14 protein-coding genes are annotated in these 14,269 nt (G+C 69.1%); 9 read left to right on the plus strand and 5 right to left on the minus strand.

Features of this window, described 5'->3' with window-relative positions; all coding sequences use genetic code 11:
- Positions 1–152: 152 nt before the first annotated feature.
- From NVS89_RS14385 to NVS89_RS14400, 4 genes are all read left to right on the plus strand, one after another.
- Positions 153–1,175, plus strand: a complete 1,023-nt coding sequence (locus tag NVS89_RS14385; protein WP_258733446.1) for a Bug family tripartite tricarboxylate transporter substrate binding protein — start codon at positions 153–155, stop codon at positions 1,173–1,175.
- Between the two features lie 80 nt (positions 1,176–1,255).
- A complete protein-coding gene (locus NVS89_RS14390; RefSeq protein ID WP_258733447.1) occupies positions 1,256–1,708 on the plus strand; it encodes a tripartite tricarboxylate transporter TctB family protein in 453 nt (150 codons plus the stop codon).
- A 19-nt stretch (positions 1,709–1,727) separates the two neighbouring features.
- Positions 1,728–3,257 (plus strand): tripartite tricarboxylate transporter permease, encoded by a 1,530-nt coding sequence (locus tag NVS89_RS14395; RefSeq protein WP_258733448.1) that lies wholly within the window; start codon positions 1,728–1,730, stop codon positions 3,255–3,257.
- Positions 3,258–3,266: 9 nt separating this feature from the next.
- Positions 3,267–4,292, plus strand: a complete 1,026-nt coding sequence (locus NVS89_RS14400) for an amidohydrolase family protein (protein ID WP_258733449.1) — start codon at positions 3,267–3,269, stop codon at positions 4,290–4,292.
- Between the two features lie 23 nt (positions 4,293–4,315).
- Here the strand turns inward: NVS89_RS14400 and NVS89_RS14405 are convergent, their stop codons facing one another.
- Positions 4,316–5,284 carry a LysR family transcriptional regulator gene (locus tag NVS89_RS14405; protein ID WP_258733450.1) on the minus strand — a complete coding sequence of 323 codons (969 nt, stop codon included), beginning with the start codon at positions 5,282–5,284 and terminating at the stop codon, positions 4,316–4,318.
- Positions 5,285–5,361: 77 nt separating this feature from the next.
- Between NVS89_RS14405 and NVS89_RS14410 the strand changes: the two genes are divergently transcribed.
- From NVS89_RS14410 to NVS89_RS14430, 5 genes are read left to right on the plus strand one after another with little or no spacing between them, the layout of a single operon-like run.
- Positions 5,362–5,919: a flavin reductase family protein gene (locus NVS89_RS14410; protein WP_258733451.1), complete on the plus strand. Its 558-nt coding sequence runs from the start codon at positions 5,362–5,364 to the stop codon at positions 5,917–5,919.
- Positions 5,916–7,016 (plus strand): LLM class flavin-dependent oxidoreductase, encoded by a 1,101-nt coding sequence (locus NVS89_RS14415; RefSeq protein ID WP_258733452.1) that lies wholly within the window; start codon positions 5,916–5,918, stop codon positions 7,014–7,016. The genes NVS89_RS14410 and NVS89_RS14415 overlap by 4 nt, the downstream gene beginning before the upstream one ends.
- A 53-nt stretch (positions 7,017–7,069) precedes the next feature.
- Entirely contained in the window at positions 7,070–8,092 is a 1,023-nt protein-coding gene (locus tag NVS89_RS14420; RefSeq protein WP_258733453.1) for a Gfo/Idh/MocA family protein, read from the plus strand.
- Between the two features lie 10 nt (positions 8,093–8,102).
- Entirely contained in the window at positions 8,103–8,651 is a 549-nt protein-coding gene (locus tag NVS89_RS14425) for a carboxymuconolactone decarboxylase family protein (protein ID WP_258733454.1), read from the plus strand.
- A 58-nt stretch (positions 8,652–8,709) separates the two neighbouring features.
- Positions 8,710–9,654, plus strand: coding sequence for a LysR family transcriptional regulator (locus NVS89_RS14430; protein WP_258733455.1), 945 nt, complete (start codon positions 8,710–8,712; stop codon positions 9,652–9,654).
- Positions 9,655–9,730: 76 nt separating this feature from the next.
- Here NVS89_RS14430 and NVS89_RS14435 read toward each other — a convergent pair whose 3' ends face one another.
- The 4 genes from NVS89_RS14435 to NVS89_RS14450 form a co-directional block, all read right to left on the minus strand.
- Entirely contained in the window at positions 9,731–11,239 is a 1,509-nt protein-coding gene (locus tag NVS89_RS14435; RefSeq protein WP_258733456.1) for a tripartite tricarboxylate transporter permease, read from the minus strand.
- A 9-nt stretch (positions 11,240–11,248) separates the two neighbouring features.
- Positions 11,249–11,695 carry a tripartite tricarboxylate transporter TctB family protein gene (locus NVS89_RS14440; RefSeq protein ID WP_258733457.1) on the minus strand — a complete coding sequence of 149 codons (447 nt, stop codon included), beginning with the start codon at positions 11,693–11,695 and terminating at the stop codon, positions 11,249–11,251.
- 107 nt (positions 11,696–11,802) lie between these two features.
- Positions 11,803–12,807 (minus strand): Bug family tripartite tricarboxylate transporter substrate binding protein, encoded by a 1,005-nt coding sequence (locus NVS89_RS14445; protein WP_258733458.1) that lies wholly within the window; start codon positions 12,805–12,807, stop codon positions 11,803–11,805.
- Between the two features lie 78 nt (positions 12,808–12,885).
- On the minus strand, positions 12,886–14,022 hold the full coding sequence (locus NVS89_RS14450) for a Gfo/Idh/MocA family protein (protein ID WP_258733459.1): 1,137 nt from the start codon (positions 14,020–14,022) through the stop codon (positions 12,886–12,888).
- Positions 14,023–14,269 lie beyond the last annotated feature (247 nt).

The raw sequence follows: 14,269 nt of genomic DNA on the forward strand, positions 1-14,269 counted from the left end.
CCATTTGTACTATACGTATGCCGATTTGCTATACGTCATACTGGCAGGTTTATTCCGTTTACACTTGACAGTTTGTTGTCAGCATCCTTTCCTCGCCGCACAAGACGTCTGAAAGACGCTGCGTCAAATGCCAGCATGGGAAGGAACGCCAGATGAGCCCGCTTCGTGCAGCCCGGCCTTTTCACCCGCTTCTGAAACCGTCCGCCCTCGCCTTCGCGCTGGGGCTCGCCTGTGCCAGCGCGACCGGCGCGGCGATGGCGCAGTCCGCCCCGACGGGGCCGATCGAGATCACCACCGGCACCAGCCCCGGCGGCACGCCGGACGTGCTGATGCGCCGGGCCGCCAAGATCCTCAACGAGCAGAAGATCATCACCAACCCGCTGGTGGTGCAGAACCGCACCGGCGGCTCGTGGATGGTTGCGGGCAATTTCGTGATGGGGAAGAAGGGCGACCGCAACGTCGTGCTGTGCATCGCCCAGCCGATCCTCACCACGCCGATCACCCAGGGCCTGCCGACGCTCTATGACAAGCTGACCCCCATCGCCATGTTCATCCAGGGCGATCTGGTGCTCGTGGTGCAGCCCGACTCGCCGGTGAAGAACCTCAAGCAGCTCATGGAGCTCGCCGCCCAGCGCGAGCGCTCGCTCAAGGTCGCCGGCGCGCAGGCAGGTTCCACCGACCACATGGTGGCCGGGCTGGTCGAGAAGGCCGGCAAGGTGAAGCTCAACTATATTCCGTTCGACGGCGGCGGGAGCGCGCAGGCCGCGTTCCTCGGCGGCAATGTCGACCTGATGACGTTGACGCCGAGCGAGGCGATGCCGCTGGTCACCTCCGGCAAGGCGCGCATCCTCGCCATCCTCTCCGACGAGCGCCGGCCCGAGCCGGAGCTGAAGGACGTCCCGACGGCGAAGGAACAGGGCTACGACATCGTCTGGGGCCAGGCCTGGGGCCTCGCCGGCCCGCCCGAACTCGACGCCGACACCGTGAAGTTCTGGGACGACGCCATCGCCAAGCTCGTCGCCAACCCGGAATGGCAGGCCAGCCTCAAGGAGAACTTCCTGCGCTCCAAGCTGATCCCGGCGGCCGAGGTGAAGCCCTATATGCAGAAATTGCACGAAGAGCACCTCGCCTTGCTGCGCGACCTCGGCCTCGCCAAGCAGCCGCCGGTTCAGTGAACGAGGGACAGGGCGGGGCTGGCCCGGCCGGCCCCGCCCGTTCTCTGCCCGCCCTGCCGAAGGAAGCCGTGGAGACCGGCATGCGCGCGACCAATCTCATCGCCGCCCTCGTCCTGCTCGCCCTGTCGCTCGGCGTGCTGTTCGGCACGCGGGAGCTGCCCTACTGGTCCGACTTCGCGCCCGGCTCGGCCTTCGCCGCCTTCTGGGTCGGCGCGGTCGGCGTCGTGCTGGCCCTCGCCCTTTTCGTCGCCACGGCGATGGATTCGAGCCATCGGCCACACGAGTTCCCGGACCGGCACGGGCTGATACGGGTCGTCGCGCTCCTTGCCGGGCTGTGGCTGATGATCCTGCTCATCCCGCATCTCGGCTTCCTGCCGGCCGCCATCCTGTTCTGCCTCTTCCTCCTTCTCGGCATCGAGCGGCGCCCTCTGGTGCCGAGCCTCGTCACCACCGCGGCGGTGGCGGGGCTCGTCTACGGCGTCTTCATCGCGTGGCTCGGCATCGCCCTGCCCACCGGCATGTTCGGCATCTGACGGCGCAGGGAGATCATCCATGGACGCCCTCGCCTCCCTCGCCCAGGGCTTCGCGGTCGCTGGAACGCCGACCAACCTGCTGTTCGTGCTGATCGGCGTCACGCTCGGCCAGGTCATCGGCGCGCTGCCGGGCATCGGCCCCTCGGCCGGCATGGCGCTGCTGCTGCCGGTCACCTTCGGCCTCGAGCCGGTCACCGCGCTCGTGATGCTCTCGGGCATCATGTATGGCGGCATGTATGGCGGCACGCTCACTTCGGTGCTGGTGAACGTGCCGGGCGAGGCGGCGAGCGTGATGACCGCCGTCGACGGCAACCAGCTCGCCCGTCAGGGCCGCGCCGGGCAGGCGCTGGCGGCGGCGGCGATCGGCTCCTTCATCGCCGGCATCGGCGCGGTCGCGGCGCTGGTCTTCCTCACCCCGGCGCTCGCCGCCTTCGCGCTCAGCTTCTCGGCGCCGGAATATTTCCTGCTCGCCCTGCTCGGCATCACCGCCACCGCGAGCCTCGGCACCGGCTCGGCGATGAAGGCGATGATCGGCGCCACGCTCGGGCTGATGATCGCGCTGGTCGGCACCGACCCGATCCTTGGCACGCCGCGCCTCACCTTCGGCTCGCTCGAGCTGATGGAGGGGATCGACTTCCTGCCGGTCGCCATCGGCATCTTCGGCATCGCCGAGATCCTCGTCTCGATGGAGCAGCGCCAGGCCGCGCAGGCGGTGCGCACCCAGCTCAAGGACATGTGGCTGTCGGCGAAGGACTGGGCGGAATGCCGCATGGCGATCCTGCGCGGCGGGATCGTCGGCTTCCTCATCGGGCTGATGCCCGGCGCGGGGCCGACCGTGGCCGCGCTGCTCGCCTATGTGGTCGAGAAGAAGGCGAGCCCGCACCCGGAGAGGTTCGGCCACGGCGCGCTGGACGGCGTCGCCGCCGCCGAGTCGGCCAACAATTCCGCCGCCCACGGCGCCATGGTGCCGATGCTGGCGCTCGGCATTCCCGGCTCGGCGTCGACCGCCGTGCTGCTGGCGGCACTGGTGCTGCTCGGCATCCGGCCCGGGCCGATGCTGCTGACCGAGCAGGCCGACCTCGTCTGGGGGCTCATCGCCTCCATGTTCATCGGCAACGTCATCCTGCTGGTCATAAACCTGCCGCTCGCCCCGCTCTTCGCCAGCGTGCTGCGCATTCCCTATTCCTATCTGGTGCCGGGGATCCTCGTCGTGTCGCTGGTCGGCGCCTATGCGATCAGCCTCAGCCTGTTCAATGTCGGGCTCACTTTGTTCTTCGGCATGGTCGGCTATCTGCTGATCCGCGCCGACATTCCCCGCGCGCCGCTGGTGCTGGCGGTGGTGCTGGCGCCGCTGATGGAAAGCTCGCTGCGCCAGAGCCTGATGCTGTCGGAAGGCAGCCTGGTGATCTTCGTCCAGCGCCCGCTCGCCGCGCTCCTCGCTCTGCTCGTCATCGGCTCGCTCGCCCTGCCGCTCTCCAGCTTCCTCCTCGCCCGCCGCGCGGCCCGCCGGGCCGGCGTGAGCGAGGCGCTCTCCCATTCCTCGGACTAGGACACCCGCATGAGCTCCCTCTCGATCGACGTTCACGCCCACATCCTCACCGAGGACATGATGGCCCGGATGCGCCGCGAGGCGCCGGATATCGGCCCGACGCTCAGCGAGGTCGACGCCGAGGGCGGGGTGCTGAAGGTGGGCGACATCGTGCAGCGCCCGTTCCCGCGCGGCGGCTGGGACCTCGACCGGCGCTTCGCCGACCTCGACATCGCCGGCTTCGACGTCCAGGTACTCTCGAACTGCCCGCAGACCTTTCTCTACGACCGCGAGGCGGCGCTGACCGCGGCGCTGTGCGAGATCCAGAACAAGGCGATCGCCGAGCTGGTGCGCAGGCATCCCGCGCGCTTTCGCGGCATCGCCACCCTGCCGATGCAGGACCCGGCGCGCGCCGCCGACGAGCTGCGCCGCGCCGTCACCCGGCTCGGCCTGAACGGCGCGCAGATCGGCTCGCATATCGAGGGCCGCAATCTCGACGATCCGGCGCTGGAGCCGGTCTGGGCGACGGCCGACGAGCTCGGCGCCTTCATCCTGATCCACCCGCAGAAGCCGGCGGCGGGCGAGCGCTCCAGGGAATTCTATCTCAAGAACCTCATCGGCAACCCGCTGGAGACCACCATCGCCGGCGCCTCGCTGGTGTTCTCCGGCGTGCTGGAGCGCCATCCGGGGCTGCGCATCTGCCTCGTGCATGGCGGCGGCTTCCTGCCGTTCCAGCTCGGCCGCATGGTGCATGGCTGGAAGGAGCGCCCCGAATGCCGGCGTTTCCTGAAGGACAGCCCGGAGGCCTCCATCCGCCGGCTGCATTTCGACACGCTGACCCATTTCGGCCCGGCGCTGCGCTACCTCACCGACACGTTCGGCGCCGACCATGTGCTGCTCGGCAGCGACTACCCGTTCGACATGGGCACGCTGGAGGGCGTGCGGCAGGTGCGCGCCGCCGGGCTGACGCCGAATGACGAGGCGACGATCCTCGGCGGCACAGCCGGCCGGTGGCTGGGCGTCGCCGGCGAGGAGCGCAAGGCCGTCGGCGCCTGAGCCCGCCCCGGTGCCGGCCAGATCTACGCCGCGCCGACCTCCGCATAGAGGCCGGCCCGCTCGCCCCAGACCCGCCCGATCCGCGCCGTCTCCTGCGCCAGCACATCGAGGAAGGCCGCCGCCACCGGACCGAGCGGGCGTCGGGCGGGCTCGATCAGCACCAGATCCATGACCAGCGCCGGATCGGCGATCGGGTTCACGGTGAAGCGGCCGGTCAGGTCGGAGCTGCGCGCCCGCTCCGCCTCCTCGGCCATCATCAGTCCCGGCAGGATCGCCACCCAGTCGGTGGAGGCGACGAAGTCCAGCGTTCCCATCATCGCGTCGAGCTCCAGACGCCGTTCCACCGCCACCCCGTTGGAGGCGAGATAGGTCTCGATATTGGCGCGCCGGGCGTTCTGCCCGCTCGGAACCACCACCTTCAGCGGGCCAAGATCGGCGAGCCGCACCGGCTTCATGTGCTCGCGCCCCGCCCGCGCGCCCGAGACCAGCACCTCCGGCGTGAAGGCGAAGCGCGTCGTGCGCACGCCTACCGTCCCGGTCGAGGCCGGAACGATGGCGAAGGCGAGCTCGCCCGCCCTCACCTGCTGGGTGAGGTTGGCGGAATAAGCCTCCCAGATGCGCACCCCGACATTGGGATGGAGATCGACGAAACGCGCCAGCGCCGGCGCCAGCACGGAGCGGGTCATGGTCGGCATCAGGCCGACCACCATCTCGCCGTCGAGCCCGGCACCGAAGCGGCCGACCGAGCGGTTGGCCATCTCGTTGAGGCGCAGCAGCTCGATGCAGTGGCGGTAGTAGCTCTCCCCGGCCGGGGTCGGCTGCACGCTCCCGCCCCCGCGCGCGAACAGCTTCACGCCGAACCGGTCCTCGATCTTGCGGATATGCTGCGAGACGCCGGACTGTGTCGCGTTCTCGCGCTCGGCGGCAGCGGTGAAGGACAGCTCCTCATAGACCGCCACGAACAGCCGGACATCGCGCAGGGTCTCGCTCATCGACATTACGTTTCCTGATGGAGATGAGCAGATCATATCATTTCTGAAGCGATCGGTCGCGACCTAAGCTCCTTCCCATGAGCGAACACGTCATCGACTTCAGATCCGCTGACGATCACGGCCATTTCCGGCGCGCGCTCGGCCGCTTCGCGACCGGGATCACGGTCGTCACCACGCGGACCGCCCACGGAAAGCTCGAAGGCCTGACCGCCAACAGCTTCTCCTCGGTCTCCCTCGACCCGCCCATGGTGCTGTGGAGCCTGCGGCGGCAGGCGCCATCGCTGGAGAGCTTCGCCACCTCCGGGTGCTTCGCCGTCAACGTGCTCGGTACGCACCAGCAGCATCTGTGCCGGCACTTCGCCACGCCCCACGACGACAAGTTCGCGGCCGTGCCGCACAGCATCGGCGATCACGGCTCGCCGCTGATCGAGGGCGCCATCGCCCGCTTCGAGTGCCGCACCGAGCAGGTCATCGAGGCCGGCGACCACCTCATCTTTCTCGGCCGGGTGCTGCGCGCCGCGCACCGGGACGGCGAGCCGCTGATCTTCGCCACCGGCTCGCTGTGCGGGCTCGCGCTGCTGCCGCCGGCCCCGCCGGCCACCGACACAATCGCGAACCAGGAAAGCGCGTCATGAAACTCGGCTTCTTCACCATGCCGATCCACCCGCTCCACCGCCCGCTCCACGAGACGCTGCGCGAGGACCGGGAGTTCTGCCTCATCGCGGAGAAGCTCGGCTTCTGTGAGGGCTATTTCGGCGAGCACATCACCGACGCCGCCGAGACCATCACCTCCTCGCTGATCTTCATCGCCTGGCTGCTGGAGGAAACGAAGACCATCCGGCTCGGCTCGGGCACCATCAACCTGCCGAACCAGCACCCCGCCCGCGTCGCCGCCGAGGTCGCCATGCTCGACCACATGGCGAAGGGCCGCTACATCATGGGCATCAGCCCCGGCGGGCTGCTCTCCGACGCCGAGGTGTTCGGCAATCTCGACAAGAACCGCACCGAGATGTTCGTCGAGGCGATCGACCACGTACTCGGCATCTGGTCGGGCGAGCCTCCCTACAACCGGGTCGGCCAGCACTGGAGCATCTCGACCGAACGCACCTACATTCCAGCTCTCGGCCAGGGCGCCATCCACAAGCCCTACCAGCGCCCCCATCCCCCCATCGCCATCACGGCGGTGGCGCCCTTCTCCAAGGGCGTGACGGAAGCGGCGCAGCGCGGCTGGGAGCCGATCTCGGCCAACTTCCTGCTGCCGTGCTGGGTGAAGACCCACTGGCCGAAATATGTCGAGGGCTGCGAGAAAGGCGGGCGCCCGGCGGACCCGGCGAACTGGCGCGTCGCCAAGAGCATCTTCGTCGCCGACGACCTCGCCACCGCCCGCCGCTACGCCACCGAGCCGGGCAGCCCCTACCACGCCTATTACAACTCGCTCGCCACCAAGCTGGTCGGCAACGGCCGCGCCAACCTGTTCAAGCGCGACCAGAGCGCGCCCGATTCCTCGGTCACGGTGGACAGCGTGCTGGCCGATCTCGTCATCTGGGGCACGCCCGAGAAGGTCGCCGACGAGCTCGCCGCCTTCCAGGACGAAGTCGGCGAGTTCGGCACCCTGCTCTATGCCGGCCATGACTGGGCCGACCGGACGCTGGCGATCCGCTCGCTCGAGCTGATGGCCGAGAAGGTGATGCCCGCGGTGAACGCCGGCCGGCGCTCCGCCGCCGCCGAGTGAACCCGAACGAGCGAAACGAGGCCGCCGGACAAGGCGGCAGACAAGGAGGAAACATGATCCGCGCCGCAATCGTCGGCCTCGGCTGGTGGGGCAAGCACATGATCCGCCGCATGGCGGATTCGGACGGGCTGCGCATCGTGGTCGCGCTCGACACCTCGCCGGCCCAGGAGGCCTTCGCGGCCGAGCACGGCGTGCGCTTCACCACCGACTGGGACGAGGTGCTCGGCGATCCGGCGATCGACGCGGTCATCCTGTGCACGCCGCACTCGCTGCACACGGCGCAGGTCGAGCGGGTGGCGAAGGCCGGCAAGCACGTGTTCTGCGAGAAGCCGCTGGCGCTCTCGCGCGCCGACGCGGAGCATTCGGTCGCCGTCTGCCGTGCCGCGGGCGTGAAGCTCGGCATCGGCCACGAGCGGCGCTACGAGCCGGCGATGATGGAGATCAAGCGCCTGGTGCAGTCCGGCGCGCTCGGCACCATCTCCCATGTCGAGGCCAATTTCAGCCACGACAAGCTCGCCGCCGTCCCCAAGACCGACTGGCGCGCCTCGCCGGTGGACGCGCCCGCGGCCGGCATGACGGCGATGGGCATCCACCTCACCGACGCCTTCCTCGACATCTTCGGCCCGATCCGCGAGGTCTATGCCATCACCGCCAGCCGAGCCTCCGAGCGCGCGAACGGCGATGTCGTCTCGGTGCACACCCGCTTCGCCTCGGGCGCGACCGGCTATCTCAACGCGATCCTGGTGACGCCGCTCTATATCGGCATCACCGTGTTCGGCACCGAGGCCTGGGTGGAGGCGCGCAACCACACGCACCCCGACACGCCCGGCCCGACCACGCTCACCATCCAGCACAAGGACGGGCGGCGCGAGGTCACGGAGTATGAGTGGACCGACACCGTACGGGCCAATCTCGAAGCCTTCGCGCGCGGCATCGAGACCGGTGCGCCCTACGTCTTCACCGACGAGCAGAAGGTGGACAATATCGCGGTGCTCGAAGCCATCTGCCGCTCCGTCGCGACCAACGCGCCCGTTCCCGTGACGGCGGCGCACCCGCCGCTGGCTGCGACCGCCTGAGGACAACGCCATGGACAGCACCACCGCCAGCCCGCCGCGCTATTTCGAGCTCGATCCCGCCACGCTCGATGCCGAGCAGCGCCGGATCTTCGAGGACATCGGCCGCCCGCGCGCGGGCCAGGTGCCGGCCCCGTTCCACATCTATGTCGAAAGCCCGGAGCTCGCCGCCACCGCCCAGGCGGTCGGCGCGTTCTGCCGCTATCGGACCGGCCTGTCGCCGCGCCTCTCGGAGACCGCGATACTCACCACCGCCGCTTATTGGGGCGCGGCCTACGAGTTCGGCGTGCATGCGGGAGAGGCCCGCAAGGCCGGCGTGCCGGAGGCCGAGATCAAGGCGCTGGAGGCAGGACGGCGCCCGGATTTCGACGACCCGGACGCCGCGCTGGTGCACGACTTCGCCGCCGCCGTCTACCGCCACCGCGAGGTGCCGGACGAGCTGTTCGAGGCGGCAGTCGCCCGCTTCGGCCGGCGCACCGTCGTCGAGCTCACGGGACTGCTCGGCTACTATTCGATGCTCGCCATCGCCCTGCGGGTGTTTCGCGTGCCACCGCCGGCCTGACGAGCAGCCTTGCAACGGGGCGCAGAACCAGAACAGGCCCCTTACGGAGGAAGACGCCATGGAACTGCGCAGCATCGAAGCCTTCGTGAGGGTCGCCGAGCTCGGCAGCATCACCCGGGCTTCCCGCGATCTCGGCATCGTCCAGCCCGCGCTCAGCCGCCACATCCAGCGCATCGAGACCGAGCTCGGCACCTCGCTGCTGGTGCGGTTGCCGCGCGGCGTCCAGCTCACCATGGCCGGGCGCCGTTTCCTTCAGCACAGCCGGCACATCCTGCAGGAGGTCGCCCGCGCCACGCAGGACATGAACATCGCCGGCGACTGCCTCTCCGGCCGCGTGGTGGTCGGCATCTCGCCGACCCTCTCCTCCCTGCTCGCGCCCGGCCTCATCGAGCGCTGCACCACCGCCCATCCGGCGATCAGCCTCACCATCGTCGAGGAGTTCACCCGGCGGCTGCAGACCGACCTCGTCAACGGGCAGGTCGACATCGCCCTGCTCACCAACCCGCCACCGAACCGCGCCCTGCGCTTCACCGCCGTGGTCACCGAGCCGATCGTCGTGGTCATGCCGCGCCAGTCGCGCGGCGTGTCTCCTGTCGTCACCTTCGACGAGCTCGCCGCGACGCCGATGCTCGTCACCCGCGGCATACGCGGCCTCGTCGACGAGCAGCTCGCCTCGCACGGCGTGTGCCTCGAGATCGACTGCGAGGTCGACGCGGTGGAAGCGATCCGCCGCATGCTGCTGCGCGGGCGCGGCGTGACCATCATGCCCATCTCGGCCTTCCGCAAGGAGATCGACGAGGGCCAGCTCACCGGCGTCGCCATCGGCGGCGTCAATCTCAGCCGCACCATCATGCTCTCCCATGTGGGGGACAAGGTGAGCGCCGCGGTGCAGGCGGTGATGGGGCTGCTGCGCGCGGAAATCGACGCGCACGCCCAGCGCGGGCTGTTCAGCGCGCTGCCGGACATCTCCCCCCAGCCGCGCACGCTTGCCGGAGCGGCCTGAGACCGCGCGCCGCTCAACGGCAGAACGGCCGCGCTTCCGGGCGCGGCCGTTTTTCTTTGCGGCGGTGGACGGAGCGTCAGTCCGCGCCTTCCTCGAAGGCCCGCTCGCGCGTGACCCGGATCATCGGCGCGACGAGGACGAGCAGCAGCAGCACCGTCATGACGAGGAAGGACAGGCTGATCGGCCGCTGGAGGAACACCATCGGGTCGCCATGCGAGATCAGCAGCGCCCGGCGCAGCGTCTCCTCGATCATCGGGCCGAGGATGAAGCCGAGCAGCAGCGGCGCCGGCTCGCAATGCAGGCGCTTCATGATGTAGCCGAACGCCCCGAACACCGCCGCCATCACCACGTCCAGCGCGTTGTTGTTGATGCTGTAGACGCCGATGCAGCAGAACAGCATGATCGCGGGATAGAGCATGCGGTAGGGCACCGAGAGCAGCTTCACCCAGATGCCGACCAGCGGCAGGTTGAGCACCACCAGCATCAGATTGCCGAGCCACATCGAGGCGATCAGGCCCCAGAACAGGTCGGGCCGCTGGTTCATGAGCTGCGGCCCGGGCGAGAGGCCCTGCATCATCAGCGCGCCGATCATCAGCGCCATCACCGCGCTCGAGGGCAGGCCGAGCGTGAGCATGGGGATGAAGGCGGTCTGGGCGGCGGCGTTGTTGGCGGCCTCCGGCCCCGCCACCCCTTCGATGGCGCCGCGCCCGAACTCGGCCGGCCGCTTCGACAGCTTCTTCTCCAGCGCGTAGGTCGAGAACGAGGCGAGCACCGGCCCGCCTCCCGGCAGCAGGCCGAGGCAGCCGCCGAGCGCCGTGCCGCGCAGCGCCGGCTTGATGAAGCGGCGCATGTCGGCCCAGCGCGGCCACAGCCCGGTCACCTCCTTCACGAAGGTGCGGGCCGAATCCTTCTGCTCCAGGTTGGAGATGGTCTCGCCGATGCCGAACATGCCCATGGCGACGACGGCGAAATCGATGCCGTCGCCGAACGAGGGAATGCCGAAGGTGAAGCGCTCCAGGCTGGTATTGGCGTCGATGCCGATGGTGCCGAGCAGCACGCCGACCAGGATCATCCCGACCGCCTTCACCACCGAGCCATGGGCGAGGATCACCGCCGCCACCAGGCCGAACAGCATCAGCGAGAAATAGTCCGCCGGCCCGAAGTCCAGCGCCACCTCCGCCAGCGCCGGCGCCGCCACGGCGATCACCACCGTCGCCAGCGTGCCGGCGATGAAGGAGCACAGCGCGGCGGTGGCGAGCGCCAGTCCCGCCTGGCCCTTGCGAGCCATCTGGTAGCCGTCGATAGCGGTGACGACCGAGGAGCTCTCGCCCGGCAGGTTGACGAGGATCGCCGTGGTCGAGCCGCCATACTGGGCGCCGTAATAGATGCCGGCCAGCATGATCAGCGCCGCCGGCGCCGGTAGCGTAAAGGTCACCGGCAGCAGGATGGAGATGGTCGCCACCGGACCGAGCCCCGGCAGCACGCCGATGATGGTCCCGAGCAGCACGCCGAGAAAGCCGTAGACGAGGTTCCAGGGCGTCAGCGCGACGCTGAAGCCCAGTCCGATGTCGTGGAACAGTTCCATGCCGAACCCTCACCACAGATGCGTGGCGGGCAGGTGCAGGCCCAGCCCGTAGACGAACAGAAGCAGGCAGAAGACCGTCAGCCCGACCGCGAGCAGCGCGGTCTCCAGCGGCGCGTAGTGGCGTCCGGCGACGCGCGCCCCGACCACGACGAGCACGCCCGCCACCAGGAAGCCCCAGCTTTCGATCAGCAGCCCGAATAGCAGGATGCTCACCACCAGCATGAGCAGCGGGCGGAAGTCGACATGCCCGACCTCCGCCGTCTCGACGAGGAAGGAGCGGATGATGAGGATGCCCCCAAGCAGCACGAGGCCCGAGCTGATCATCAGCGGGAAATAGCCCGCACCCATGCGCGAGGCCGTGCCGATCGGGTAGCTGGAGCCGATGATGATGGCGACCGCGCCGAGGCCGCAGAACAGCAGCCCGGTGAGGAAATCCGATGAAACCTTGATGTCCATATGCGCCCCCTCGGGTCTGGACCTCTTCCCGCCGGCCGGCGCCGGTTAGCGCTGCCGGGCGGGCGATGGACGGGCTGGCGGCGGGCCGGCCCGTTGTCTAGGGAGCGTCAGTCGGCCTTGGCGCCGATCTCCTGGATGACCCCGCTCCACTTGGCGGCGTCGGCCTGGATGTAGGCCTTGAAGTCGGCCGGGCTCGGGCTCGACACGGCGATGACGCCGGATTCGGCCATCCGCTTCTTGATGGTCTCGTCCTTCATCGCCTCGACCACCGCCGCGTGCAGCTTGTCGATGATCGGCTGCGGCGTACCGGCCGGCGCCAGCAGGCCCTGCCAGGAGGAGGAGACGCTCTTGGGGTAGCCCTGCTCGGCCATGGTGGCCACGTCGGGAAGCTGCTCCACGCGCTCGCGGGTGGTGACGCCGAGCGCCTTCAGCCGCCCGCCCTTCACATGGTTGATGCCCGAGGAGATGGTGACGAACATCAGGCTGACATGGCCGCCCATGACGTCGGCCGTCGCCGGGCCGGCGCCGCCCTTGTAGGGCACGTGCACCATGTCGAGCCCGGCCTCGCGGCGGAACGCCTCCATCTCCAGCCGGTTCACCGAGCCGGTGCCCGGCGAGGCGAAGTTCACCTCGCCCGGCCGCGCCTTCACATACTCGACCAGTTCCTTGACGTTGTTGGGCGGAAAGGCCGGATTGGCGATCAGCAGGCCGGGCGTGTCGGCGACGATCGATATCGGGATGAAGTCCTCCAGCGGCTTCACCCGCAGGCTGGAGAACAGGTACGGATTGATCGACACCGTGCCGACATTGCCGAGGAACAGCGTATAGCCGTCCGGCTTGGCGCGGGCGGCGATGTCCATGCCGACATTGCCGGCGGCGCCGTCGCGGTTCTCGACCACGATCTGCTGGCCGAGGATCTCCGACAGGCGCGGCTGCAGCAGCCGGGCCGCGAAGTCGGACGCCCCGCCCGGCGCGAACGGCACGATGACCGTGATCGGCTGGTTCGGGTAGTCGGACTGCGCGCTCGCGGGCGAGGCCATGGCGAGGCCGGCGGCGGCGCCCAGAAGAACGGCGAGGCCGGCACGACGGGTGACAGGCGTAGACGCTTTCATCGTTCCCTCCCAGGGTTGCGGCGCCGGTTTTTGTTGTGAATGGCCCCGCTTCGACTTGCTGTGACGATTGCGGATGCGTCAGGCCATGGCGGCCTCGCGCATGAGTTCGCGTTCCCCCTCGACTTCCAGCGGCAGCTTCACCGCCCGCCGAAGCTTGGCGGAGAGGTCGAGCGCCTTGGTGAGCATCAGCCGGTTGTGCGCCTCCGCCGCCGTGGCGTGCTGGGTGGGCAGGTCGAGCGCGATGCGGTTGAGCCAGGATTCGGTCTCGGTGCGCATGGGCCCGCGCAGTTCGCCGAGGGCCATGTCGCCGGGCGGATAGCTGCCCATGAAGTCGACGAGGCGACTGCGGTCCGGCAGGTAGCCCTCCTCCTGCGGCGCCGACACGGCGAGCACGATGTCGCGATGCGTGTCGTCGATGGTCAGCACCCCGCTGGTGCCGACGATGCCGACCTCGAGGCTGTAGACCGCGCCGGGCCAGGTCACCGGCAGCGCCCAGGAGATGTTGAGGTGATAGAGGGAGCCGTCCTCCATCATGATCATGCCGGCGGTGCCGTCGATGCCGCGCCAGTCCGGGCCCAGCACCTTGTCGACCGAGCGCGCATAGACCTCCACCGGCCGCTTGGCCTCGAGGTACCACATGACGATGTCGAGCGCGTGCGTGCCCGAGATCACCATCGGCGAGATCGTCTCGGGCGCGTTGGAGCGCCGGTAATTGTCGATCGCGACCAGCCGGTTCATGAAGGCGCGCGAGGTGACCATGGTGACGTCGCCCAGCGCCCCGGTGCGCACCTTCTCCTTCGCCGCCAGCCAGCGGCGGCGGAAGCGCTGGGTATAGCCGACCACCGCGTCGACACCCGCGGCCTCGATCTCGCGCAGCACGCGGGCGGAGTCGTCGAGATGGGTGGCAAGCGGCTTCTCGATCAGCATCGGCAGCCCGCGTTCGAGCGCCGCCATCACCGGGTCGACATGCAGGTGCTCGTCGGTGGCGACGATGACCGCCGTCACTTCCGGGCGCTTCAGCAGTTCGGCATGGCTCGTGGTGACGAAATCGGCGCCGATCTCCGCCCCGACGCGCCGGCCCTTCTCGGGATCGATCTCGGCGAGCCCGATCCATTCGACTGCGGGATGGCGGGCAGCGACGGCGCCGCGAAAGAGGCCCACGCGGCCGGCGCCAACAATGGCAAGACCAATACCCTTGGGCGACAGGCGCGGCATCTACGGAACTCCCTGGTCGTCCCGCGCGAACCGGCCGCCTCGACATGGCGGCTTCTTGGATCCGGCGGCGCGGATTGCGGCGTTATTTGCCGGCAAGCGGACCATGGGGAGCCATGACGTTCAAATACTCTTTCGCCATTGGCTCATACTGACCGGGCATGGCTCGCCGATCCGCGCAAAGCCGCCCGGGAGCGCCATCGGAGGCCGGATTCGGACTCCCCGGCCCTGCTGCGATGCACACCTAATT

It is taken from the genome of Ancylobacter mangrovi (assembly GCF_024752355.1).
GTDB classification, from domain to species: domain Bacteria; phylum Pseudomonadota; class Alphaproteobacteria; order Rhizobiales; family Xanthobacteraceae; genus Ancylobacter; species Ancylobacter mangrovi.